Origin of the sequence: Inquilinus sp. KBS0705, from assembly GCA_005938025.2 — a bacterium.
Taxonomy (GTDB): Bacteria; Bacteroidota; Bacteroidia; order Sphingobacteriales; family Sphingobacteriaceae; genus Mucilaginibacter.
Genome location: VCCI02000001.1, coordinates 73,407 through 99,576, shown reverse-complemented (window position 1 = coordinate 99,576; position 26,170 = coordinate 73,407). Strand labels below are relative to the sequence as shown.

General features: G+C 42.9%; 23 protein-coding genes and 1 pseudogene. 3 read left to right on the top strand and 21 right to left on the bottom strand.

Annotation, left to right across the window (positions count from 1 at the left end; all coding sequences use genetic code 11):
* Positions 1–29: 29 nt before the first annotated feature.
* The 7 genes from murD to mraZ all read right to left on the bottom strand — a co-directional run bounded on the left by murD (position 30) and on the right by mraZ (position 8,186).
* Positions 30–1,418, bottom strand: coding sequence for a UDP-N-acetylmuramoyl-L-alanine--D-glutamate ligase (gene murD / locus FFF34_000500; protein ID TSD67926.1), 1,389 nt, complete (start codon positions 1,416–1,418; stop codon positions 30–32).
* 78 nt (positions 1,419–1,496) lie between these two features.
* Positions 1,497–2,738 (bottom strand): phospho-N-acetylmuramoyl-pentapeptide-transferase, encoded by a 1,242-nt coding sequence (locus FFF34_000495; protein TSD65911.1) that lies wholly within the window; start codon positions 2,736–2,738, stop codon positions 1,497–1,499.
* Positions 2,739–2,869: 131 nt separating this feature from the next.
* Positions 2,870–4,330, bottom strand: coding sequence for a UDP-N-acetylmuramoyl-L-alanyl-D-glutamate--2,6-diaminopimelate ligase (locus tag FFF34_000490; GenBank protein ID TSD65910.1), 1,461 nt, complete (start codon positions 4,328–4,330; stop codon positions 2,870–2,872).
* Positions 4,327–6,423: a PASTA domain-containing protein gene (locus FFF34_000485; protein TSD65909.1), complete on the bottom strand. Its 2,097-nt coding sequence runs from the start codon at positions 6,421–6,423 to the stop codon at positions 4,327–4,329. Before FFF34_000485 ends, FFF34_000490 begins: the two co-directional genes overlap by 4 nt.
* Entirely contained in the window at positions 6,420–6,830 is a 411-nt protein-coding gene (locus FFF34_000480) for a hypothetical protein (GenBank protein ID TSD65908.1), read from the bottom strand. Before FFF34_000480 ends, FFF34_000485 begins: the two co-directional genes overlap by 4 nt.
* Entirely contained in the window at positions 6,827–7,729 is a 903-nt protein-coding gene (gene rsmH, locus FFF34_000475; GenBank protein ID TSD65907.1) for a 16S rRNA (cytosine(1402)-N(4))-methyltransferase RsmH, read from the bottom strand. The genes FFF34_000480 and rsmH overlap by 4 nt, the downstream gene beginning before the upstream one ends.
* Positions 7,722–8,186 carry a division/cell wall cluster transcriptional repressor MraZ gene (mraZ, locus tag FFF34_000470; GenBank protein ID TSD65906.1) on the bottom strand — a complete coding sequence of 155 codons (465 nt, stop codon included), beginning with the start codon at positions 8,184–8,186 and terminating at the stop codon, positions 7,722–7,724. The genes rsmH and mraZ overlap by 8 nt, the downstream gene beginning before the upstream one ends.
* Positions 8,187–8,345: 159 nt before the next feature.
* Between mraZ and purU the strand changes: the two genes are divergently transcribed.
* Positions 8,346–9,170 (top strand): formyltetrahydrofolate deformylase, encoded by an 825-nt coding sequence (gene purU, locus FFF34_000465; GenBank protein ID TSD65905.1) that lies wholly within the window; start codon positions 8,346–8,348, stop codon positions 9,168–9,170.
* A gap of 7 nt (positions 9,171–9,177) precedes the next feature.
* Here purU and FFF34_000460 read toward each other — a convergent pair whose 3' ends face one another.
* The 14 genes and pseudogenes from FFF34_000460 to FFF34_000395 all read right to left on the bottom strand — a co-directional run bounded on the left by FFF34_000460 (position 9,178) and on the right by FFF34_000395 (position 22,874).
* Positions 9,178–10,728 (bottom strand): glycoside hydrolase family 32 protein, encoded by a 1,551-nt coding sequence (locus FFF34_000460; GenBank protein ID TSD65904.1) that lies wholly within the window; start codon positions 10,726–10,728, stop codon positions 9,178–9,180.
* Between the two features lie 70 nt (positions 10,729–10,798).
* Positions 10,799–11,236, bottom strand: coding sequence for a hypothetical protein (locus tag FFF34_000455; protein TSD65903.1), 438 nt, complete (start codon positions 11,234–11,236; stop codon positions 10,799–10,801).
* A 57-nt stretch (positions 11,237–11,293) separates the two neighbouring features.
* Entirely contained in the window at positions 11,294–11,719 is a 426-nt protein-coding gene (locus tag FFF34_000450; protein ID TSD65902.1) for a hypothetical protein, read from the bottom strand.
* Between the two features lie 40 nt (positions 11,720–11,759).
* The gene (locus FFF34_000445) at positions 11,760–12,179 is read right to left on the bottom strand and encodes a VOC family protein (protein ID TSD65901.1); all 420 of its coding nucleotides are present in this window, start codon (positions 12,177–12,179) and stop codon (positions 11,760–11,762) included.
* Positions 12,180–12,341: 162 nt separating this feature from the next.
* Positions 12,342–12,752, bottom strand: a complete 411-nt coding sequence (locus FFF34_000440; protein TSD65900.1) for a hypothetical protein — start codon at positions 12,750–12,752, stop codon at positions 12,342–12,344.
* A 549-nt stretch (positions 12,753–13,301) separates the two neighbouring features.
* Positions 13,302–13,625, bottom strand: coding sequence for a hypothetical protein (locus FFF34_000435; GenBank protein TSD65899.1), 324 nt, complete (start codon positions 13,623–13,625; stop codon positions 13,302–13,304).
* Between the two features lie 74 nt (positions 13,626–13,699).
* Positions 13,700–15,553 (bottom strand): annotated as a pseudogene (locus FFF34_000430) (CocE/NonD family hydrolase).
* A 197-nt stretch (positions 15,554–15,750) separates the two neighbouring features.
* Positions 15,751–17,469, bottom strand: a complete 1,719-nt coding sequence (locus FFF34_000425; GenBank protein ID TSD65898.1) for a GMC family oxidoreductase — start codon at positions 17,467–17,469, stop codon at positions 15,751–15,753.
* 273 nt (positions 17,470–17,742) lie between these two features.
* Complete coding sequence (locus tag FFF34_000420; GenBank protein ID TSD65897.1) at positions 17,743–18,165, bottom strand: GNAT family N-acetyltransferase; 423 nt, start codon at positions 18,163–18,165, stop codon at positions 17,743–17,745.
* A 3-nt stretch (positions 18,166–18,168) separates the two neighbouring features.
* Positions 18,169–19,359: a phosphoglycerate kinase gene (gene pgk, locus FFF34_000415; GenBank protein ID TSD65896.1), complete on the bottom strand. Its 1,191-nt coding sequence runs from the start codon at positions 19,357–19,359 to the stop codon at positions 18,169–18,171.
* Positions 19,360–19,455: 96 nt separating this feature from the next.
* Complete coding sequence (locus FFF34_000410) at positions 19,456–19,890, bottom strand: GNAT family N-acetyltransferase (protein TSD65895.1); 435 nt, start codon at positions 19,888–19,890, stop codon at positions 19,456–19,458.
* Positions 19,887–20,882 (bottom strand): type I glyceraldehyde-3-phosphate dehydrogenase, encoded by a 996-nt coding sequence (gene gap, locus FFF34_000405; protein TSD65894.1) that lies wholly within the window; start codon positions 20,880–20,882, stop codon positions 19,887–19,889. Before gap ends, FFF34_000410 begins: the two co-directional genes overlap by 4 nt.
* 85 nt (positions 20,883–20,967) lie before the next feature.
* Positions 20,968–22,068 carry an undecaprenyl/decaprenyl-phosphate alpha-N-acetylglucosaminyl 1-phosphate transferase gene (locus FFF34_000400; protein ID TSD65893.1) on the bottom strand — a complete coding sequence of 367 codons (1,101 nt, stop codon included), beginning with the start codon at positions 22,066–22,068 and terminating at the stop codon, positions 20,968–20,970.
* A 59-nt stretch (positions 22,069–22,127) separates the two neighbouring features.
* Positions 22,128–22,874 (bottom strand): glycosyltransferase, encoded by a 747-nt coding sequence (locus tag FFF34_000395; protein ID TSD65892.1) that lies wholly within the window; start codon positions 22,872–22,874, stop codon positions 22,128–22,130.
* 89 nt (positions 22,875–22,963) lie between these two features.
* Here FFF34_000395 and FFF34_000390 point away from each other — a divergent pair, with 89 nt between their 5' ends.
* The gene (locus FFF34_000390) at positions 22,964–23,737 is read left to right on the top strand and encodes a hypothetical protein (protein TSD65891.1); all 774 of its coding nucleotides are present in this window, start codon (positions 22,964–22,966) and stop codon (positions 23,735–23,737) included.
* Positions 23,737–26,160, top strand: a complete 2,424-nt coding sequence (locus FFF34_000385) for a polysaccharide biosynthesis tyrosine autokinase (protein TSD65890.1) — start codon at positions 23,737–23,739, stop codon at positions 26,158–26,160. The genes FFF34_000390 and FFF34_000385 overlap by 1 nt, the downstream gene beginning before the upstream one ends.
* Positions 26,161–26,170: the final 10 nt, after the last annotated feature.

The following is a 26,170-nucleotide window of genomic DNA, read 5'->3' as shown; positions in this document are numbered from 1 at the left end:
ACATCTGCATATTCGCACATCTGCACATCTTATAATTCTTTTACCGCCTCTTTAAACTGCCTGCCCCTATCCTCATAGTTCTTAAACAGATCGAAACTGGCGCAAGCCGGCGATAGTAACACCGTGTCGCCCTTTTCGGCTAAATGGTACGCCACCTGGGCCGCCTCGGCCGCCGACGAGGTGTTTACAATTACCTCTACATCTTCTTCAAAAGCATCGTGTATGCGCTGGTTGTCTTTACCCAGGCAAACAATTGCCTTTACCTTTTGCTTCACCAGCGATTTAAGCATGCTATAGTCGTTGCCTTTATCTACACCGCCTAATATTAATACCACATCGCTGGTCATGCTTTCCAACGCGTACCAAGTAGAGTTTACATTGGTAGCTTTTGAATCGTTAATGAAGCTGATACCCGATATTTTACCCACCGACTCCAGTCTGTGTTCAATATTCCGGAAGTTACCCATGCTCTCCCTCATCGTCTCGTTGCGTAACTCAAGCACCTTGGCAACAATACCCGATGCCATTGAATTGTAAAGGTTGTGCTTGCCCTGCAGGGCCAGTTCGGTAATTGACATTGTAAAATGTTGTTGATGTATGTTTATGACAATATTGTCTTTATCGAGATATGCTCCCGTGGTAATCCTTTTTTCTATCGAAAAAGGCAGTTGCTGCGCCTCTATTTTCTTGCCTTGCAGCACCTTCAATGTTTCGGCATCGTCGGCGCAATAAATAAAATGGTCTTTCCCCGTCTGGTTTTGCGTTATCCTGTATTTAGATGCGGCATAATTTTCCATTTTATAATCGTACCTGTCTAAATGGTCGGGCGTAATGTTTAGCAACACGGCTATATCCGCCTTAAATTTGTACATGCTATCCAGCATAAAGCTGCTTATTTCCAGCACATAGTACTCGTACTTTTCTGTAGCTACCTGGTAAGCAAAGCTTTTGCCTATGTTACCTGCCAGGCCTACATTTAAACCGCCATTTTTAAGGATATGATAAGTAAGGCTGGCGGTTGTCGTTTTACCGTTTGAGCCTGTTATACATATCATTTTAGCATCGGTGTAGCGGCCTGCAAACTCTATCTCGGATATTACCGGGATAGCCTTTTCAACCAGCTTTTTCACTATCGGTGCCTTATCGGGTATACCGGGGCTTTTTACTACCTCTGCCGCCTTTAGTATCTCGGCTTCGGTATGGCCGTTCTCTTCAAACTTTACGTTCCAGTCCTGTAGTTGCTTTTTATAATGATCGGCCACGGGCCCAAAATCAGATACAAACACATCATAGCCCTTTTGCAAAGCAAGGTATGCCGCCCCAACACCACTTTCGCCGGCACCGAGTATAGCAAGGCGTACAGCCCCCTCCGCCCCCTGAAGGGGGAACTTACTATTAGCGGAATGGGTGTTTGTAATGGTCAATTTTCTTCTATCTTATTTTATTCTAATTTCTTTATTAGCATTCGCTCCCCTTTAGGGGGCCGGGGGCTTCTACTACCTCAGCTTCAATGTTATTACCGTTATAATGGCCAGCATAATACAAATGATCCAAAACCGGGTAACTATCTTCGACTCGTGGAAACCCTTTTTTTGGTAGTGGTGGTGCAGGGGTGCCATTAAAAATATTCTGCGGCCCTCGCCGTACTTACGCTTGGTGAACTTAAACCAACCCACCTGCATCATAACCGAAATATTCTCGACCAGGAAAATACCGCATAGTACCGGTATCAACAGTTCCTTACGTATTAATATGGCAAATACGGCTATTATACCACCTATGGCCAAACTACCTGTATCGCCCATAAAAACCTGTGCCGGGTACGAGTTATACCATAAAAAGCCTACACATGCCCCAACAAATGCACCGGCAAAAATTACCAGTTCGCCCGAGTTAGGTATATACATAATGTTCAGGTAATCGGCTATGAGCGTATTACCCGATACATAGGCTAGTATAGCCAGCGTAACCCCTATTATGGCCGAGGTTCCCGTAGCAAGGCCATCAATACCATCGGTAATATTGGCACCGTTTGATACTGCTGTTATGATGATGATAACAAACAGCATAAACACCAACAGTGCATATTGCTCGTACCCTTTACCTATAAATTTTAATACTTTGCTGTAATCAAACTCGTTGTTTTTATAGAACGGCATAGTGGTTTTGGTCGACTTAACATCCTGGGTGTATACCGGTGTTTGGCCGCGCATATGGAAATCAACCGGCACATCGTGCACAACCGGTAGCTTAACTTCCTGCCGTATAGTGATAGAGGGGTTAAAGTACATCATAAACCCAATTATCAACGCCAGGCCAACCTGCCCGGTTATTTTAAACTTCCCGGCTAAACCTTCTTTGTTCTTTTTAAATACTTTGATGTAATCGTCTAAAAAACCAATAAGCCCTAACCATACAGTGGTTATCAGCATCATGATGATGTATACATTATCAATTTTGGCAAACAACAAAGTAGGGATGAGTATACCCAACAGAATAATAATCCCCCCCATGGTTGGTGTACCCGATTTTTGCATTTGGCCTTCTAAACCCAGATTACGCACCGTTTCGCCAACTTGTTTAAAGCGCAAATAATCAATTAACCTGCGGCCATAAACCGTTGTAACCAACAGCGAAACTATTACCGCCATAGCCATACGGAACGTGATGTACTGAAACACCCCCAGTCCCGGGATATTATAATTTTTATTTAAATAGCTAAACAGGTAATATAGCATGGGCCTTTAAATGTGCAGATATGCAGATTTCAGATGTGCAGATGCAGCGATCTTTGATTTGCAGATTTGCGATTTATGTTTTGATTATCCTTTGTTTAATTAATTTATGTGCACATCTAAAATCTGCACATCTACCCCATCAACTTAAATTGTTCCTCTAATTCTTCCATATCGTCAAAATGGTTTTTTACGCCATTTATCTCCTGGTATTTTTCGTGACCTTTACCTGCAAGCAGGATAATATCGCCTGGTTTTGCCAGCATACAAGCCGTTTTTATAGCCTCGTGCCTGTCGCTTATGCTAACAGTGTGGCGTTTAAAGGCAGGGTCTATTCCCGCTTCCATATCCCTGATGATCTGCGCCGGATCTTCCGACCGTGGGTTATCCGACGTTAGTATCACTTTATCACTCCACTCGCTGGCTACCTTAGCCATAATAGGGCGTTTGGTGGTATCGCGGTCGCCTCCGCAGCCTATTACGGTTATTACCTTTTCGTCGCCTTTGCGTATATCGTGTATGGTGCTTAGCACATTTTGCACCGCATCAGGTGTGTGGGCGTAATCAACTATACCAATTACTTTATTTGGTGCCACTAAATATTCAAAGCGGCCTTCGGCACCTGTCAATTTGCTCAGGCTTACCAATACTTTGGCTTTATCCTGCTCCAACAACATGGCAGCGGCATATACCGCTAATAAATTGTAGGCGTTAAATGTACCCACCAGTTTAAACCAAACCTCCTGGCTATCTATATTTAGCAGCAAGCCGCCAAACTGGTTCTCAATAATGCGGGCCTTGTAGTCGGCCATGCTTTTTAAGCCGTACGATTTTTTGTGGGCCGCTGTATTTTGCAGCATTACGTTGCCGTTTTTATCGTCGGTATTGGTTAGGGCAAACGCGCTTTTTGGCAAACCATCAAAAAATGCCTTTTTAGCTTTTAGGTAACTATCAAAGGTTTTATGATAATCTAAATGATCGTGCGTTAGGTTTGAAAATATCCCTCCCGAAAATTTCAATCCCTCGATACGGTGTTGCGCTACTGCATGCGAGCTTACTTCCATAAAGCAGTAATCGCAGCCTTCGTCAACCATATCGCTCAATAGTTTGTTCAGCGCTACAGGGTCGGGTGTGGTATGGGTTGATGGGATGATCTTTCCGTTTACCTGGTTTTCCACCGTTGATAGCAAGCCGCATTTATAGCCCATATCTGTAAACAGCTTATAAAGCAATGTTGCTATGGTGGTTTTGCCGTTAGTACCTGTAACACCAACCAACTTTAGGTTGGTAGACGGGTTTTCGTAAAAGTTAGCGGCTATTGTACCCAGGGCCTTAGCCGAATTAGCTACCATTAAAAAATCAACCTCGCCGGTTACATGGGCGGGTAACTCCTCGCATATAATGGCGATGGCGCCATCTGCAACTGCTTTCTCAATATAATCGTGGCCATCTACCGCGGTACCTTTTATAGCTACAAATAAGCAACCCGGTACTACTTTACGCGAATCGAAAACCACTGCCGATATTTCTACATCCGCGCTTCCCTGTAACTCGGTAAAGGCTACCCCCTCAACTATATCGCTTAAATATCTCATTGCAGTTCTATGGTTATTTTTGATCCTTTTGGTATGCTGCTGCCACCGGTTACAGACTGTACTTTAACCGACCCACTACCCTTAACACTTACCTTATAGCCTGCATTGCCTAATGCATACAGCGCATCGCTTAGGCCCATACCGGTTACATTTGGCACCGTGCCCGCTTTATATTTATTATCCTCAAATGCTATACCGCTACTGGTATCAATACCGTTAAGCGTATTTGAGGCATACAATGGCTTTAAACCCAGGTTGGTGTACACCTGCTTAAGCGCCTTTAAATTACCTTGCTTATATTTTGGCAAAGTGGTATTACCCACTAAATGCAAAGGCGCACGCTCAACATTTAAATCGCTCGAGTAAACCTTGTCGGCTATCTCGCGAAAAACCGGGCCTGCTACCTGCGCACCGTAATAGCCATTCTTAGGGTCGTTAATTACCACTATTAATGAGTATTTTGGATGATCGGCCGGGAAGTAACCGCAAAACGATGCCTGGTATTGCTTTTTAGCCTTATAACCTTTGTTACCATCGGCCACCTGTGCGGTACCTGTTTTACCTGCTATTTTATATAACGGGTTACGGATGATGTTTTTACCTGTACCCTCGCTTACCACACCTTCCAGCATAGCCTGTATTTTTTTAAGTGTGACGTCCGAGCATATTTTCTCGTTTATGGTATGTGTTTGAAAACGCTCTACTGTGTTACCTAATCTTCTTATCTCCCTAACAAATATTGGCGATATGTATTTTCCATTGTTGGCTACAGCGTTATAAAACGACAGCATTTTTAACGGTGTCATTTGCATTTCATAACCATAGGCCATTTGCGGAAGCGTTATGTTTTTATTCCAGCTTGCGTTTTTGGGGTTTTTAACTACCGGCGTTGCCTCGCCCGGTATTTGCAGGCCCATTTTTTCATTCAGTTTCCAATCGTACAAATGATCTGTAAACTGCGCCTGGTTATCATGGTAATACCTGTTCACCAATGATGCCACCGCCGCGTTAGACGATTCTTCAAAAGCTCTTTTAACGGTAACTACACCTATACTACCGTGCGAATCTTTTATCACATGTGGGTTGTTAGGCACCTTATATTCGCCGGTGGCTACCATGGTGTTGGTATCTACTTTGTGATCCTCTAACAAGGCCATATAGGACGCCACTTTAAAAGTCGACCCCGGGTCCTGGTTACCAGCAATGGCGTAATTAAACTTTTCTTTAAACGAGCCATCGGGCATTTTGGTAAAGTTGGCCACCGCCCTTATCTCGCCGGTTGCTACTTCCATTAATATAACAGCACCATGGTCGGCATTGCTTTTTACCAATTGCTTTTCTAAAGCATTTTGCGCCAGATCCTGAAAGTTTACATCAATGGTTGATATGATATCCGCGCCCTCTTTAGGCTCAATCTCTTCTTCATCATTTACAGGCATCCACACACCACCGGCAATGCGCGTCTCTAAACGTTTACCGCTTTCGCCGCTAATGTAGCTGGCAAAAGCACCTTCAAGGCCTACTGCATTTTTAACGTTCTCGTTTTTGTAGCCAATGGTACGCGCCGCAAGCGATTGGAACGGAAGGATACGTTTATTTTGAGGGACGATGATCAACCCGCCTGTATTTTTACCCATAGCAAAAATCGGGAACTTGCGTATCTCTTTTAGTTCGCGGTAGGTTACCTTACGTTTTACCAAATGGTAGCGCGAACCATCCTTACGGGCTTCCCGGAATATCCTCGAATACTCGCGCGCCGATTTATCGCCAAAGAATTGCGACATTTTCATCGACAGCGAATCTATCTTCTCGTCAAACACCTTATCATCCTGTATGCCGCCGGCCATCATATCCATACGCAGCTCATACTCCGGTACCGATGTAGCCAGCAAGCTGCCATCAACAGAAAAAATATTACCCCTTGCCGCTTCCACATTTGTATAGCGTGTTGACAAGGTTTTGGCCATTGCCTGCCATTTTTTTCCCTGCGAAAACTGCACCCTGCATAACTGAAACACCACAGCCGATGCAAATAAAAGGATCAACCCAAAGGCAAGGTAAACCCTTAGCAATATGTTGGCTCTTATATTCATTCCTGTATGTCCTCCTGTACAGTAATTTTTTGTGGCGGTTCCTGCGGCTCGTGTATACCTAAGGTATCGGCACGCTTGGCAACCTCGGTTTGTGTACTTTTAAAAGCCAGTTCGGCTTTGCTGCTTTTATATTCCCAGCTTAGTTCTTTTACCTCTTTACCAATCTTATCAATATCGCGCAGGTTGTTTTCGCTTAGGTGGCGGTTACCTATATACAGCATGCCTAAAAAAGCTATGTATAATATAAATGGCAAAGCACGGGTAGCATCATCGGTAGTGATCACTCCGTTTTTTAAGAATTGCGTTAAAAAGTTATCCGGAATTTCTCTTGCGGTCTTTTCCTCAACGATCAACTTCTGTTCGCTTTCTTCCTCTTCCTGAATTTCTGTACGTAAACGATTGGTCATTTTTTTACAGCTATCCTTAATTTTGCGCTGCGCGCCCTATTATTATTTACTATCTCATCTGCCGATGCTGTTATGGCCCCGCGGCTTACAGCATCAAGCGGTTTATTATTATTTCCGTATAGATCTTTCTCTACCTCGCCGCTAAATTTACCTTTGGCAATAAAATTCTTTACCAAACGATCTTCCAGCGAATGGTACGACATTACTACCAACCTGCCGCCCACGGCCAAAACCTCGGCAGATTGTATTAAAAAGTCTTTAAGTGCTTCAAGTTCCTGGTTCACCTCAATTCGCAGCGCCTGAAAAACCTGGGCTAAATATTTATTCTCTTTACCGCGAGGGATCAAATTACCAATGGCGTTCTTCAGGTCGGCAACCGTAACTATCGGGCCGTTAAGCCTTGCGGTTACAATGGTTTTTGCCAGCGATTTTGCATTTTGTATTTCGCCGTACATACCAAATATTCGGTGCAAGTCGGCCTCGCTATAGGTGTTTACCACTTCTTTAGCGCTTAGATCTGATGCCTGGTTCATGCGCATATCCAGTTCTGCATCAAAACGGATAGAAAAACCGCGCTCGGCCTGGTCAAACTGGTAGGATGATACGCCAAGGTCGGCCAATATGCCATCAACCGGGACAGCGCCGTGTAAACGGCAAAAATTCTTCAGGTATCTAAAATTCTGGTCTATAAAAGTAAACCTGTCATCTTCTATTACATTTTGCTGGGCATCAGCATCCTGGTCAAAGGCCAATAAACGGCCATCTTTACCTAAATGCTTCATTATCGCGCGCGAGTGGCCGCCGCCGCCAAAGGTTACGTCAACATAAGTACCGTTGGGTTTAATATTTAAACCTTCAATACATTCTGCCAGCATAACAGGGGTATGGTAATTACTCATCGCGCCCCCTTCCTTTATTCGCCATTACTTCCTCGGCCAGTTCGGCAAAGTTTTCGGGCTCGTTGCTTATCATTTGCTGATGGGCCTTTTTATCCCAAACCTCAACCTTGTTTAACATGCAGGTTAAAACAACATCGCCGCTGATGCCTGCATAATCCAACAAATTTTTTGGCAAATTAACCCTACCGGCACTATCGGGTAGTAAAACAGTGGCACCACCGGTAAAATAACGCACAAACTTGATGGCCTTTCTGTCGTATTCGTTAAGTTTGCTCAGTTCGTCCAATTTTTTGTCCCATTCCTTTTTGGTGTAAATAACCAGGTAGTTCTCAAGGCCACGATTGATCACAAGACCCTCTCCTTCAGCTTCTGGAAGCTGTTTTTTGAGGCCCGCAGGGATCATCATCCGCCCTTTGGCATCCAGTTTACAATCAAATTCTCCGGTTAAATAGGACATTCTTATTGGTCAACAATTTTTGTAACGTAAAAGTATATTACTTTTACCACTTTTTACCACTTTTTACCACTTAAAAGTTTTCAACATTTTTTGTGGTGTTTTGTGTTTTATATTTTACTTAAATTATAGCTTTGGAAACCTTATTACTTTAAACGATAAATGATAATTGTTATACAATGTGCTGACCGTGTAGGACTTGTAGCTGCCATATCGGGCCTGCTTGCCCAAAAGCAATTTAATATTGTTAGCATGCACGAGCATGTAGACAATACCGAAAACATATTTTTTATGCGCCTGGAAGTAGACAAAGCCGACGGCGCCAACGAACTGGAAAGCGACCTGAAAAACCTGCTGCCTGAGGGGGCGACAGTTAAAATTAACCCCTTACCACAAAAAAAGGTTATTGTGCTGGTTACCAAAGAGTACCACTGCCTTGCCGATATATTGGTGCGTAATTACTTTAACACCCTTGGCGCGCAGGTGCAATGCGTTATTGGCAACCATAACACCCTGCAAAACATATGCGAGCGTTTTAATATACCTTTTTACTTGGTGGAATCTACCGGTGATAATGCCGCTTTCGAGGAAAAGATAATTACTATTACCGACAAGTACAGTTATGATTATTTGGTGCTGGCCAAATTTATGCGCATACTATCGCACAATTTTGTGAGCCGCTACCCTATGCAGATCATCAACATACACCACTCGTTTTTACCGGCATTTGCAGGTGCAAGCCCTTACCGCCAGGCTTACGAACGGGGTGTAAAACTAATAGGTGCAACAGCCCACTACGTTACCGATGAGTTAGACGAAGGCCCTATCATCGCGCAGCAAATAATACCCGCCAACCACTCACTTACCGTGGCCGATATGGTAAAAGCCGGCAAAGAAATAGAAACCGCGGTATTAGCAAAAGCTCTTAAACTGGTTTTTGACGACCGCGTATTTGTGTTTAAAAATAAAACAGTAGTGCTGGAGTAAGCTTTGCTTACTTCCAGATAGATTTTAAAGATCTTAACTCTACATCCTTAATTCCCGTCCCGGGTGCTGCTATCCTGATATTTGTATAGGGCTTTTTAGGGAAAAACACGGCGGTAAAGTTGGTTAACCCTCCATCGGCAAATACCTCAATAGATGATGCATCGACCAATACCTCCACAGCAGAAGAGGGCGTTGTTGCGATGCGTGGCGCTTTAGCTACCGTTGCAAAGTCCTTACTAAAATCGCTTAAGCCCGATTTTGTACGGTCGACATAATAATGGTTTGATTTTTTGTTGTAGCCCACAATTAAAGTATCGCCGGTACTATTTAATAAGCTAATAGTATAATCTTTCACCTCGTCCAGGTTAAATTTAACGTCGTATTGCTTATACGATTTCCCAATTATCCTGAACAGGTCATAGTCTTTAGCTAATATCTTGTCGTCGATGCTGTTGTTGGCGTTCACTATATCATCCAGTTCCTGTACCGGTGCCGATGCCAGGTATACGGTGTTACCAACCTGTTTTAACGATAGCTCGCGCGGAATGGTCATGGCGTTGCGCCATTTTACGGTAGGCACCTGGTTGGCATAAAGCCAGTTACCCATCCAGCCTAAAAATATCTTGCGGTCGCCGGTGTTGCCCCAGGTTACGCCAGCATAATCGTCGGGGCCGTAATCTATCCACTTGGTTTGGGTATCGGCAGGTGTAAATGCGTGGCCGTCAAATTCGCCCACAAAATATTGGGTTGCCGAGCCGCCGTTGGTACCGCCGGGGTTTATGCTCACCAGCAATACCCAATACTCCTTGCCATTTAATTTAAGCGGGAACATATCCGGGCATTCCCATACACCGCCATGTGCACCCAGTTTTTCGCCAAACTCGCTTTCCTTCGTCCAGCTCTTTAAATCGGCCGACGAGTAAAAGGTGATACGGTCTTTAGTGGCCAGGTTCATCACCCATTTGTTTTGCGGGGCGTACCAAAATACCTTGGGGTCCCTAAAATCTTTAATGCCGGGGTTTTTAAGTACCGGGTTAGCGGCATACTTCGTCCAGGTTTGGCCTTCATCAAGGCTATAGGCCAGGCTTTGGTTTTGGAATACCGATGTACCTGCCTTTTCGCCTTTAGGGTCGTGGTGGGTAAATATAGCCACCAGCGGCACCTTGCCATCCTTGCCAAAACCAGATGTGTTCTTTTCATCCACCACCACGCTTCCGCTAAATATATAGCCTAAACTATCCGGGTATAGGGCTATTGGCTGCTGTTTCCAGTGTACAAGGTCCGTACTAGTGGCGTGGCCCCAGTGCATTGGCCCCCAAACGGTCGAGTCGGGGAAATGCTGGTAAAACAAATGATAGGTGCCTTTATAATACACCATCCCGTTAGGGTCGTTTGTCCATTTGGCTTTTGGCGACCAGTGGGCCTGCAGGCGGTATGGCTCGTTATATGAAGTAGAATCTGTTTCGGTTGTAGCTGAGGAATCAGCCTTTTTCGCTTGCTTGCATGAAGCTATAGCTAAAAATGTAACACCAATTAATAATGCCGTTTTTATGCTCATTTTAAAATCAGGTTTATACAAAGCTACTATTAAGCCGCATACTTGCAACATCGTTTAAGGCAAAAAGGGCTTACTTATTATGCTGTGTAAAAACTATCTTTTCGGGGCCGGCAACTTTGGCCACATGGCAATTACAGCCACCCGAAATTTTATACATCGCCGATATAGTTTGGCCGGTAGCTACAGATGTAGCGGTTATCTTAACGTCGTCGCCCTGGGTAGAGAGTTCTTTTTTATTGCCATCGGTAACTATCACATACTGCCCGGCAAAATCTTCGGGCGTGTTGATGCCCGATGCTATTATAGCCGTATTGGTGCGTTGATTAACCACATTAACATCTTTAACTTTTACAGCCACACCCGCGCTATCGACAAACTCAACGCCAATGGTAGTAAATATCATGGTGCACATTTGCCCGGTTGGGCAGCCTGTGGTTTGCACTTTTTTACTGCATGCCGATAGGGCTGCTATGATCAGCAAAAATGGTAATAAACGTAAACGGCTCATAGGTAAGTGTTTTTAATATATACCCTCAACAGCATAACAGCCCATTTGTTGGCAGGCTTACTCGAATACTATTTTATCCGGCCCGGCAACTTTATCTACATGGCAATTGCAACCGCCCGATATTTTAAACATAGCTGTCGCGGTTTTATTGGTAACCACATCGGTAGCTACCACCCTTACATTGTCGCCCTCGGTTGAGAATTGCTGGCGGTTAGCATCGGTAGCAATAGTAATGATATGCGGAGAAATACTTGGCCCGGTAATATTATCTATTACAATTGCCGAGTCGGTGCGCAGGTTGGTAATAGTAACATTCTTCACATTAACAATTTGGCCGTCCTTATCAACAAAGGCTACGTTAACGGTAGCAAAAAGCGCGGTACAAACCTGGTTGGTTGGGCAGCCCGGTTTGTGGGTAGCTTTGTTGCAGGCAGCTAAGCAAATGGTTGCCAGTAAAACAAGGGGTAGTATTTTGCGCATCATTTTAGGGTTTAACAATATTACGCAGGTTTAAATAAAAACGCTACAATATCTGGTTAAACTCCAGCCGTTCACCATCAGGCCCTATAATGTTAAAGTACTTGCAGCCCCGCTCCCAAAATTGCAAAAAAAAAGGTTCGGGTTCTATTACATTAAAGCCGGCATTTTTAAGAGTGGTAAAAGCTTCGTCTATATCCGGTACATCAAAGGCTACATGGTCTATATGTCCATTTTTTCGGCTGCGTATTTCGGCCAGGCCATGTTGGGGTAGTTGGTAAAGCTCCATCACCATATCGCCGCGTTTCATCATTATACAAGCGCCGGGTTGCCCGCCATCGGTAAAGCCCGCCTGCATTACATTAGCAAAGCCCAAGCGGCTGTAAAATGCCTCGGATGCCTTTATATCCGTTACCGGGATGCCGATGTGCTGTATGGCGTTAATTTGGAGGTTGATGGGTTGCATAATGTTTACTTAATTTATTAACGTAATTAACCGCGCGTAATTGCTATAATGAGCATCTGCTGATAGACACGGCGGTTATGCATAGCTATGAGATTGCTTTGTCGCTATCACTCCGCGCAAAGTCGTTGTAGATACAAGCCTAAACGAACTAATGCATTTATTCTAAATCTGCATGATCATTTTGGCCAGAATTTGTAACTCTGTTTCTTCTATAGCACCGACACTAATTTTTGCTATCGTTTCATTTTGGCTTATTAGTAAATACCTGTCTTTAAGGTTGATAAGCTTAATGCTGTTTGTCGCAAGTGTTCTTGGGGGGATTTTGAAAAACATTTTATTAAAATAGATGATTGTTAACTGATCTATATCCAAATCAATGCGCTCGGGGTGCAATTGATTTAAATAAAAGACTATTAAAACACCTACAAAAAATATAAACATACTTAAACAATAGGCAAACTCCGTCTCCATATTAAACTTGAGGAATATAACCGCTGCAATCATAATCCCCAATACAATCAGTCGGGTTATTAATTTTGTTAGGTATACAGGCTTGAAATTTATACTTCTCATATTCTATCATTAAATCTTACCACTTGGTGGCGTAGAGAGTATGTTTCATAAAGTTACAAATAAGATATATATTCCGTCCCCTCAGGGTCTCTCGTAGAGTACCCTGAGGTTCACCAACACGCATGGTTTAACTGTTACTGTTATCGCTTTCGTCTTTCGACTTTCTAAATGCCAATAGCATAAAAAGTAACCCTAAGATTAAACAAATGTATATGACTATATTAGATACATTATTAGAATAATCCAAATAAGTGCCTACAAAAGTTAATATAGCACCAATATAGAAAAGTGGTTTATTATGGATATTCATTTTTCGAAAATTAGTTAATTATCTTTCCGTCCCCCTAGGTCACCAACACGCAGGGTCAACCCCTCAGGGTCCCGTACCGGAGACCCTGAGGGGACAAAACGGATCTCAATACCGTGGTGGTGTATCTTGTTAGTCACACACGGCACGCGTGCGCTAGTGAGAGTTTGATAAGATTACAAGGTAAGTAATTTTCTGTCCCCTCAAGGTCTCTCATTTAGGACCCTGAGGGGACAAAAATTTTATTTAAATAGACTATCCGCTAATTTCTTATAATCGAAAATATACTGTTGCCCATTTGTTTTAAAAACCTTGACTTTCAAAGAGCCCTTTGATTTGCTGAGAGAATCACCCAACTCAATTTTAAATATCAATTCTGTCCAAAGACCATACCGATATTTATCCGATAGAATAACCATTGTAGTGTTATGATTAGTTACATCATTATATATAGAATCTACTGTACCATTAAATGTCATTTCAGAAGCTCTTAATAAGAACGATCCCCTGGCAGTTGGTTCATTTCTTTCTACCCAAAACACAAAGCAGGCAAGTACAACAAACATCGGTATCAATATTTTAAAAATGATATTTCGGCTTTTTTCAAAATCAGGATTTGTTTCCTTATGCATCCACATTCTTACATCACCCTCACCTTTAAATAACTTGGATGCGCTTTTGAGCTATACACCCGGTGCATGGCTTTTTTAAAGTCATCGTCCTTAGCCTTCATAATATCCTGAAACTGCTGGGTGTTGCGGTCTATCAGCGGGAACCAGGTGCTTTGTACCTGCACCATTATGCGGTGGCCCTTTTTAAAGGTGTGCAGCACGTCCTGCAGCTCAAAATTTACCGGTGTTACCTTGCCGGGCACAAAGGGCTCGGGTTTGCTAAAGCTGTTGCGGTATTTGCCGCGCATGGCCTCGCTGCGTACCATTTGCTCGTAACCGGCCATCTTTACCTCTTTACCCGTAAACTGGTTATTGGCGGCGGTATCGGGGTATACATCCAGTATTTTTACTATCCAATCGGCATCGGTGCCGGTAGTGCTTACTTTTAGGTTGGCCCAAATATTACCGGCTATGGTAACATCTTTATCCAATACCTCGGTTTTGTAGGTTAATACATCCGGGCGTTTTTCGGCGAAGCGCTGGTCGGCTGTCATGTACTCGCGCTGCATATCATCGGTAATGCCATCCCAAAACGGTACGGGGTTAGCCGGGTCGCTTACAAACTCTTTATAATCATCCTTAGCTTTGGTTGGCGCGGTAAAGCTTAGCTTACCGCCCGGTAAAAAGTAAAGGTTTTTTTCTACCGCCTCTTTTGGCGGCCATGCGGCCGATGTTTTCCATTGGTTTACGCCGGTCTCAAAAGTGTTTACTTTGGCAATATCCAGCGGGGTGCCTTTTAAGTAATGACTAAAAAAGGCAAATTCCACCTTCTCGCGATATTGCGGACCTGTTGGCCCGCCAAAGCTGACATCGCCTAAATGGTCGCCGTTGCCGCGTGCCCAACCGCCATGTACCCATGGGCCCATAGCAAAGTAAACAGGCGTGGTTGGGTTGTTTTTAACCAATACTTTGTAGGTGTTTATTGCACCATACAAGTCTTCAGCATCGTACCATCCGCCGGTAACTAATACAGCGGTTTTAATATCGTGCAGGTGGGTTAATACGTTGCGGTCTTTCCAGTGTTGGTCGTAGTCCGGGTGGTCCATCATCTCGTTCCACAAGCGTATGGTGTCTTTATAATATTTTACATTAGAGTTGCGCATGCTGCCCATATCCAAAAAGAACTTATAACCGTCCTTTTCGCCCGGGTCGAAACCTTTGGCGCGGCGCTGGGTGGGTTTATCGTCCTGTCTGTTAGTAAAGCCGGGTTAAAAGCCGAAGTTGGCCACCAGCATAAAGGCGCCGTTATGAAAAGCGTCGTCGCGGTACAGGTCGGCAATGGGTGCCTGCGGTGATGCGGCAACCAGCGCCGGGTGGCGGCTAAGCAAGGCCGTGGTAGTATAAAAGCCGGGGTACGATATACCCCAAACCCCTACCTTACCATTGTTATTGGGCAGGTTTTTAAGCAGCCAGTCAATAGTGTCGTAGGTATCAGTGCCTTCGTCTACATCCTTATTGGTTTTGTGCACTTCCAGCTCGGGGGTCATTTCTTCGTAAATACCCTCGCTCATCCAGCGGCCACGTACATCCTGGTAAACAAATATAAAACCATCGTGCAGGTACTGCGCCGAGGGACCAAGGCTGCCCTTGTATTTATCCAAACCATAAGGGGCCACACTATAAGGCGTGCGGTCCATCATGATGGGGTATTTTTTGGTTTGATCTTTTGGTACGTAAACGGATGTAAACAGCTTTTTACCATCGCGCATGGGTACGTTGTACTCGTACTTGGTATAGTTTTCTTTCACATAAGCGGCATCGCCCTGCGCAAAGGTGTAAGCCGAAAGCAAAAGGCATAAAGCTGAAAGTATGGTTTTCTTCATGGGTGTTAGTTTAATAGTTTAAAAGTACTGAATAAAATAAAAAAGCCCCTATGAATTGGGGCTATAGCAAAATAGTTACGTGCGGTGATTTTTAAACACAGAGAATACAAAGGAGGCTCTGAGGCGCAAAGCTTTTGCCTCAATGGTCTTCGCGCCTTCTTAGTGCTCTTAGTGGTTAAATACAAAAATGCAATTCATTATACATTCCCTTTCTTCAATTGCTCCACCGCGTAGTTGGCCGCCCTGGCCGTTAGCGCCATAAACGTTAACGATGGATTTTGGGTACCGGTTGATGCCATACAGGCGCCATCGGTTACAAAAATATTGGGGCAGGCATGCAGCGCGTTATACTTGTTCAGTAATGATGTTTTGGCATCGTTACCCATGCGCGCACCGCCTACCTCGTGTATATCCAGCCCCGGTGCCTGTTTGGTATCGTTAGGTGTTATGTTCTTACAACCGGCTTTATCCAGCATTTCGGCACCCTGCTGTAAAAAGTCTTTCAGCATCTTTTCGTCGTTATCATCGTAGCTTACGTTAAATGATAACAGCGGCACTCCCCATTCATCCTTTTTATCTTTACTCAGGCTGATGTGGTTGCTTTCCTTCGGGATGGTTTCGCCCTGCATCATCATGTATATGCCCCAATTGCCCGGTTCCGATACCTCATCCTTAAACTGCGCGCCTATCTGCTCGCCCGTAGCCTGGTGACCCCATCCGGCGCGGGTAGCGGTATAAAAGGTCATGTAGCCGCGTAAAAAGTCGGTTTCCTGTTTGCGCACGTTCCTAAAGTTGGGCAGCATCACAGCGGTTGGGCGGCGGCCATAGTAGTAGGCATCCTGGTACCCATCCATAGTAGCCGTTAACGACCCGCGGTAGTTATGAAAGGCGATGTATTTGCCCAGCAAGCCGTTATCGTTACCTAATCCCTGCGGAAAACGCGACGAGGTAGAATTAAGCAATATAAGGTTACTGTTTAAGGTAGCCGCGTTAACAAATATGATCTTAGCAAAATACTCGGTGGCTGTTTTGGTATGCGCATCTATTACCCTTACCCCTGTGGCCTTGCCCAGCGTTTCATCGTAAATAATGGAGTGCACTACCGAATCGGGCCGCAGGGTTAAGTTACCCGTTTTAGCCGCCCATGGAAGGGTTGAGGAGTTGGAACTAAAGTAACCACCGAAGGGGCAGCCCCTGTCGCACAGGCTGCGGGCCTGGCACTGGCCCCTGCCCTGCTGTAAATGTATCTCTTTGGGCTGTGTTAAATGCGCGCAGCGGCCTATGATCACATCCCTATCTTTGTAGGCAGCCATTATGCGTTGCTGCATGGCTTTCTCTACCACGTTCATTTGCCAGGGTGGCAAAAACTCGCCATCAGGCAGGGTTTCTAAACCATCGTTATTGCCCGATATACCTGCAAAGCGTTCTACATGGCTATACCATGGGGCAATATCGTCGTAGCGTATAGGCCAGTCAACCGCGAAGCCATCGCGGGCAGGTCCCTCAAAGTCAAACTTGCTCCAGCGCTGGGTTTGCCTTGCCCACAGTAACGATTTACCACCCACCTGGTACCCGCGTATCCAATCGAACGGCTTTTTTTGCTCGTATGGGTGATCTTTATCTTTTACAAAAAAGTGCTCGGTGGCCTCGGTAAAGGCATAACACCTATCGGCAATGGGGTTCTCGGTCTTTACAGCCAGCGGCAACTCACCCCTATGCGGAAAGTCCCATGGGTTTTTAGTGGCGGTAGGGTAATCTTTTAAATGCCTTACATCGCGGCCTCGCTCCAGCACCAGCGTTTTTAAGCCTTTATCGCATAACTCTTTTGCGGCCCAGCCACCGCTAATACCCGACCCAATAACAATAGCGTCGTAGGTATGTTCGGCAGCACCATTCGTATTTATATTAACAGCCATTTATGATTGATTAGGAACATTAAATATAGGCCATATAGCATTACCCCGGCAAGTATTTTTTTGAGGCAGGAGTAAAAAGAAAAACGCGTCTTAAGGCTTTTACCCTCAAAACACTTTTTTATATGAAAATTTATGTTATATTAGTTAGCCCGGCCACAACAATTAAAACGAAAAATAACGAAAAAATCCCCCATTAACACGAAAAAAAGCGAAGAATAACGAAGGGTTTAAACAAAAAGCTCTCCGCATATTGCGGAGAGCTTTTTGTTTATTTTACCAGTTGGTTAGCAGGTAATATTCGCCATTAGTATCGGTACCTTCAGCCTGTATGCGCCAGCCGTTGGCCTTGTAAAAGCCTAAGGCATTCTCGTTCCGTTTGAGGCATTTTAGCTTTACCGGCAAGTCAAAAAGTGTTACTGCGGCACCTAATAAGGCTTTGCCTATGCCCTGCCTTTCTAAGCCGGGTATAATGTACAGGTGATGTATAAAGTTGTTTGCCAGGTATATAGATACAAAGCCCAACACCTCGTCCTTATCATTTACGGCTACTATAATACGCTCCTCTTCGGTATCTGCATCAAAGTCATCCGGCTTGTATGCCTTGGTATCTAACCAATGAAAAGTTGCCCGGCGGCTGTCAAGGTATATCCTGCGCAGCCTGTCTCGGTCGTTCTCACTAAAATCGCGAATGAGCATTAATTATTCATTAATCGCCTTAACACCAGGCAGTTCCTTACCTTCCATATATTCTAATAAGGCACCACCACCTGTAGATACGTAGCTTACATCCTCCGTCATGCCAAACTTAGCAACCGCAGCTGCAGAGTCGCCACCGCCTATTAACGAGAATGCCCCGTTATCGGTAGCTTTGGCAACCGCATCGGCAATTGCTTTTGTACCAACCAGGAATTTCTCCATCTCGAACACACCCATAGGGCCGTTCCAAAGTATGGTTTTTGATTCTTCAACCACCTTGCTAAATAACGTAACTGTTTCAGGACCAATATCTAAGCCCATCCATTTATCAGGTATCTGGCCGGTTTTGGCCACATCGGTATTGGCATCATTTGAGAAAGCATCCGCAATAACGTTGTCAACAGGTAATAACAATTGTACACCTTTCTCTTTCGCCTTTTTAACCAGGCTAAGGGCAAGGTCTAACTTATCAGCCTCAACTAAGGATGTACCTATGTTGCCGCCATCTGCCTTAGCAAAGGTGTAAGCCATACCGCCGCCAATGATCAGGTTATCAACCTTATCCAGCAGTTTTTCAATCAATTCTATCTTATCAGATACTTTTGAACCACCCATAATAGCTGTAAAAGGCTTAGGTGCATCGTTTAAAATCTTTTCGGCATTGGTAAGTTCGGCAGCCATCAGGTATCCAAAGTACTTAGCATCAGGGAAAAACTGCGCTATAACCGCTGTAGAGGCATGCGCACGGTGCGCAGTTCCAAAAGCATCGTTTACGTATATATCACCTAACTTTGATAGCTTCTCGGCGAAATCTTTATCTCCTTTTTCCTCCTCTTTATAAAAACGAAGGTTCTCTAACAAAAGCACTTCGCCTTTACCTAAAGCCTTTGCTTTTTCAATGGCATCTTCGCCAATGCAATCATCAGCAAATTGTACTTGCTGACCCAAAAGATCAGACAGGTGTTTTACAATATGTTCTAAAGAAAATTCCTGGGTAGGCCCATTTTTTGGCCTGCCCAAATGCGACATTAAAATAACGGCACCGCCATCCTTTAAAATCTTTTTGATGGTTGGCAAGGCCGCGGTCATCCGGTTATCGTCGGTAATGTTATAATCCTTATCCAGGGGAACGTTAAAGTCCACACGAATTAGGGCACGTTTACCGTTAAAACTGATCTGATCTATTGTTTTCATAAAGTATTATGTATGATTTCAAAGGCGGCAAATTGAACAATTTTATTTTAATACCCAACCCTAAAGTTAAAAAGGTGTTTAAAAAGGCTTAAAATTTCATTGTATCTTAACATACATTACATAATGCGGGCCAATGCCCGGCACATCAAATTCGGCAGATACAACTTCGAAACCAACACCTAAATAAAAGCCGAGCGCTTTTTTGCGGGCATTGCACCATAGGTAATTTACTTTTTGCCCCCGCAGATAGGTAATAGCAAAGTTAACAAGCATATTACCCAAGCCCGTACCACGATATTGCGCGATGGTTGCCATACCACGGAGTTGATAGGCTTTGCCCGTAAAATCTCCGTAGGCTTGTGGATGAAAGGATGCGATACAGGCCAATTCGCCGTTTTTGTAATAACCTAAATGAAAAGCATCCTCCGCATGGTCATTAGGGAAACGGCACTCATCAGGCGTTAATTTACCATCGCGCAATACCTCATTACGAATAGGCAGCACATCGTCGGCTGTTATAAATTTTATCATTGGGGTAACAGGCTTATTTTTTCAACCAAGTCCGCCAGGCGGCTGCTATAACCCATTTCGTTATCATACCAACCCACCACCTTAACCAAGCCACCAACTATTGAAGTAAGCTGAGCATCAAAAATGCAGCTATGGGTGTTGTCTAAAATGTCGGTAGATACAATTGGGTCTTCGGTGTACTCCAAAATATTTTTCATTGGCCCATCGGCTGCCGCTTTAAACGCGCTGTTAATTTGGGCCACGGTTGGATATTGTTTTAAGCTACAGGTAAAGTCTGTTAATGAGCCATTTAGTACCGGTACGCGTATGCCTGCACCACCTAAGTGCCCATCTAAATGCGGAAATATATTGGTAATTGCCTTTGCAGCGCCGGTGGTGGTAGGTATAATAGATGCCGATGCTGCCCTTGCCCTGCGCAAATCCTTATGAGGGGCATCGTGCAGGTTTTGGTCGCCGGTCATCGAGTGTACTGTAGTAATATAACCATCGGTTATGCCCCAGTTTTCGTCTAATATCTTAACCATAGCGGCCACATTGTTGGTGGTGCACGATGCGTTAGACAAAATAGGCGACCGCAGGTCTATATCACCATCATTTACTCCTAAAACTACTGTAGGAACCGTTTTATCGGCAGGGGCAGATATAATTACTTGCTTTGCCCCGGCTGCAATATGCTTAGCGCCACCAGCTTCAGTAGCAAATTTACCTGTCGACTCAATTACCAAGTCTATATCCAGCTCTTTCCATGGCAAAGTTGCAGGGTCGCTTTGGCCAAACACCTTTATCTTACGGTCCTTAATAAATAAGTGGTCGGTATCGTTATTTACAGTACCCTTAAATCCGCGATGAACAGAATCATACTTAAAAAGATGAGCCAGAGTGTTGGTATCGGCTAAATCGTTAATAGCCACTACCTCTATATTGGGTTTCGAAAGGATCGATCTTAAAAAAATACGGCCTATACGGCCAAAACCGTTTATAGCTATCCTCATTACTTTAAATTAAGGATGCAAAACTAAGTAAAATTATAAAGGGATAAGGTTTTGCTGAAAGCAGATACCAATTATTACAAACCGGTTAAACAAAAAGGTTACGCAATGCCGTGCTTTCGCGTTCTTTTGAACGCAGCGCAAAGGTGATACCCCAGTTAAACAGGGTAGCAATTGCAAGCACGGATATCATTAGAGTGAGGTTACCTAAACCGCTTAACAATACTACCATTACAATCATTATTACATTAAGGCCGCCCAATGTCAACGTGGTTTGCAAATGATTAAAACCAAGCCTAAGCATACGGTGATGTATGTGGTTACGGTCGGCTGAAAAAGGCGAACGACCTTTTGCTACACGTAAAATAAAGACACGGATGGTATCAAATATTGGCCCTATCAAAATAGTTAGCGCTATAGCAGGGGCCGAATATACTGCGGGGCTGCTATTAGGTGTAAACTTATTAAGCTCAACAAACCTGATAGCCATAATAGCCGATATTAAACCTATTAATAGCGAGCCGGCATCGCCCATAAATATTTTAGCAGGTGTTATATTATACCTTAAAAAACCAAAGATAGCGCCTACTATCGTAAGTGACACAGCCGCAAGTTCGTAATGTTTAATATAGATAAATAGCGCTGCAAATGTACCGTTAGCTATAATACCTGTAGTGGCGGCAAGGCCATCAATACCATCAATTAAATTAAAGGAGTTAATGATAAGTATAATAACTATAACAGATATAATACAACTGATTACATAAGGCAGATCATAAACGCCAAACATGCCATACATACTGGTAAGACGTATATTCCCTAAAACAACCAATATTGTAGCTACGCCAATTTGTATAAAAAACTTAGTGCTGGAATTTACGCCCGACAGGTCGTCTTTTAAACCCATTATAAAAAGCACAATACTTGAAGCAAGTAACGAGCTTACAGGTACTGTTTTATCGATAATACTAAATAATAATATGGTTATTGTAAAGCTAACAAATATGGCCACGCCACCTAAACGAGGTATACCATGATCGTGCTGTTTACGAAAATGGCCTACATCATCATATAAATGACGGGTGCGCGCTACGTGTAAAATAGAGGGTATTGAAAGCAATGTAATCAGGATTGAAAACATTACAATAAAAGCGTAATAAATGTAGTAAGTATTTAAATACTCTTGCATCAACACTATAATTAGGGGTAATTGCTTTGCGAAATTATAAAAAAATATTTAATTGCGAATTAAAAAAACTGCTTAATCTTTCTCAATGGTTTGAATAACAATGCCATAGGCGAAAATATAATATTATTATTATTCATAGCCTTAAAATCATAATACAATGCTTTAATTCGGCCTGTATAACTTTTATTGCTAACTCCTCCGGTACGCATTTTAACAAGTACCTTTTGCAGATAATAAACCGTGGGTTTATTAACATGTATAAACCTTAACATTAACTCATAATCTGCAGCAGTACCAAAATTAAGGCTATAGTTCCCCAACAAATCAAAAAGCTCCTTTTTGCAATAAAAAGTGGGATGAGGTGGCATCCAACCCATATTAAACATCCCTTTATTGTATTGGCCTGCACGCCATTTACGAATAATATTACCATCCGGTTTTACATAATCTAAATCACCATAAATAATATCTATATCATTAATTTTAAATGCGCCGGCAACACTGCTTAAAACTGTTTTATCGGCAAAATAATCATCCGCATTAAGCACCCCAATAACATCTCCTGTAGCCAGGGCAATACCTTTGTTCATGGCATCATAAATGCCCCTATCAGGTTCAGAAACAAGTACGCTTATATACGTTTTATACTCACTTATAATATCAAGCGTATTATCTGAAGACCCGCCATCAATAATAATATACTCTACGTTATTATAATCCTGGGCAATTACCGATTGTATGCACTGTTTAATAGTGCTTTGTGCATTGTAGGATACTGTAATTAAAGAAATTTTAGGATCATGCACTATTGAAAATACTTTAATTTAAATGCAAATTATGTAAATTTGGAATTACTGCCTAATTAATTAGTAATATTAGCGGTAAATTACTTGATATGCGCGCTATATATTTTACTTGTATTGTTAGTATAATGTTTATTGCCAGTTCTTGCTCTTACAAGCAAAATCAACTTCTTTTTCAAAGTAAGAGCCAAGCCACTGATACCTCGTCAACCGCAGCCAGCCGGGGTACAGTGGGTAGTTACCGCATTAAACCGCAGGACATGTTGCAAATACGTAACCTGCAAGGTATAAAGTATATAACAGATGAAATACCTACCAGTGGTTCTGGGGGTTCAGGTGGTTCAGCCTCCCAGGGGCAAACGTTCCAGGTTGAGGAAGATGGCCGTGTAGCTTTACCCGTTATCGGCCATGTTATGGTTGCCGGCCTTACACGTACCGAGGCCACCAAGCTTATTGAAAAGCTTTACCGTGATAATTTATTAAAAGACCCTATTATAGAACTAAAAGTGATGAACTTGAAAGTGATATTAATGGGAGAAGTAAAGTCGCCAGGCAACTACCCACTAATGAGGGATAACACTACCCTTGTTGAATTACTTGGCGAAGCGGGGGGGCTCAATGCCACTGCAAACGAAAAAAACATTAAAATTATACGTAATGGCAACCAGGTAACGCAAATAGATCTGAGCAATATCTCATCTATTAACGACCCCAGGGCCATTTTACAAAGCGGCGATATTGTTTACATATCGCAAAACAAGCGCGCAATACGTAATGATAATCTTCAAAATTTCTCGAGTATAGTGCAACCTGCGCTGCTGCTGTTTAATACGGCCTTAATTATTTATACCCTTAGCACCCGGTAATGGAAGAAACAGAAAAAGGTATAAAAAAATTACCTAATCAGGAAATTGACTATTTTAAAATAGGTAAAATTCTGATAAGCCGCTGGTATTGGATAGCCGGATCGCTGGCTGTTTTTATATTGGGCTCGTACATATACTTATGGTATACCCCGAAAACCTATGCTACAGCGGGCACCATAAAACTCGAAGAAAAAAGAGCCGAGATAACCGAGCTTGTAAATGTTGTGAGCACATCTGAAAGGGGTACCAGCAGGATACAAAGCGAAACATCGGTAATACAAAGCCATGGCGTAATTTTAAACGCGGTTAAGGATATTAACTACCCTATTAGCTTTTTTATAGAGGGCCGCGTTCGCACACGTGAACTTTATCCGCAAAAGCCACTTGATATTGAACAGCTGCAATTTGATAGTTTAAACTTTTATAGGGAATTAATAACTTTTAAACCTATTAACAAAAGCAGCTTTAATCTTACTTATCCCGAAGGTGGTAAAGAGGTCTCAAAAAATTTCGTTTACAATAATCCTGTAACAATAGGCACCACAACTTTCAGTATTAAATACCCTCAAAACAGCAGCCAGAACACAGTTTACCTGTTTAAATTTAACTCACCCGAAGAACTTGCAGGGCGTGCACGCGGCGGGCTATATATTGCCGAAACGATAAAAAATTCAAATATTCTTATCGTTTCAGAAACCGATGCAAATCCCGTTTTTGCATCAGACGTGTTAAACGCCATAATGAAGGAATATCTTGTTTACGATCGTAACCGTAAAACGCAGTCGGCTACTCAAATGATCAACTTTATTGATAGCCAGCTTAAATACCTATCCACCGAGGTAGAGGGCTCGGAGGGGTCGATACAGCGCTTCAAGCAGAAAAATAAGTTAATGGATGTTGGAAGCTCGGCCAATGGTGCGTTAGAAAAGGCCAAAGATCTCGAATCGCAACAATCTATTTTAAAACTGCAATTGCTGGCAATTGATCAGCTTAAACAGCAAATTGTTAAAGAAAAAAATAACTTAACGCTTAACCTTGATATTGGCCAGGGCCAAATTGATCCTACATTATCAGGCATCATAACCAGCCTTGATAATGCCCTTAGCCAGCGTAACGACCTGTTGAAAACCTTTACCCCTAATTCGCAGTTGGTGCAAGATGTTAACAATACCATTATACAATTAAAAAGCAGGGCAATAAATAACCTTAATATCTCTATAACAAGCATAAACAACAACTTAAAATATCTTAATTCGCAAATAAGCCAGCTAAACCAAAAGATAGCTACTTTCCCGGTAGCCGAGCGCGAACTTATATCGATACAGCGCGACTATGGAATAAGCGAAAAGGTATATTCCTTTTTATCTGAGAAAAAACTTGAAGCACAAATAAGCCGGTCGGGTATTTTACCGGGCGCAACCATTTTAGAGCAGTCGCAGCCTAATTACGCACCGGTATCACCTAATGAACATGATATCAGGCGATCTGCAATAATATTTGGCCTGGCTATTGGCTTAGGACTTATTGTATTAATAAGGATATTAAACCCTTATATATATGATAAGGAAACCATTGAGAGCCTTACAACCATACCAATTATTGGTGTAATAAGAAAATTCCCTGATGTGGTTGATGAAGATAATGCCCAGGTACTTGCTTTAAGCAAACCAAAATCCATATTTGCCGAATCCGTTCGCTCGGTGCGTACCAATTTAAATTTTATAGCTTCCGAAAAGCAAAGCAAAGTAATTTGCATTACATCAGAAGTAGCCGGCGAGGGCAAATCATTTGTTGCTGTTAATTTATCAAGCACGTTATCGCTTATAGATAAAAAGGTATTACTTATCGGGGCAGATTTAAGGCGCTCTAAACTGCATAAAACGTTTAAGGTACCTAACGATACGGGTTTAAGTACTTACTTATCTAACCAGTCTACATTAGACGATGTTATCCTTAAATCGAGTCAGGATAACCTCGATTTTATAATATCGGGGCCTGTGCCACCTAACCCATCTGAATTATTGCACAGTGCCCGTATGATAGATATGATAAATCTACTAAAGTTAAGGTATGATGTTATCATGATAGATACGGCACCCATCGGCCTGGTATCTGATGCTATCCCGCTTATACGCATGAGCGATATCAATATATTTGTTATCCGGTCAGGCAAATCCAAATTTTACTCCGCCATCATACCCGAACGTATAGCACAGGAATACCATTTAGACAATACAGTTATTGTGCTAAATGCTTATTCAGAAGATCTGCTGCACTCAAGGTATTACACAACCAAGTTTACGGGCGAAAATTACGGTACCCGTTATTATTATTATTCGGATTACAGTGGCTACGAAAGCTCGGGCTACTATGTTGATAATGATAAAAAGAAATGGTGGAGCTTAAAAAATTGGCTAAAATAATAAACGTGCT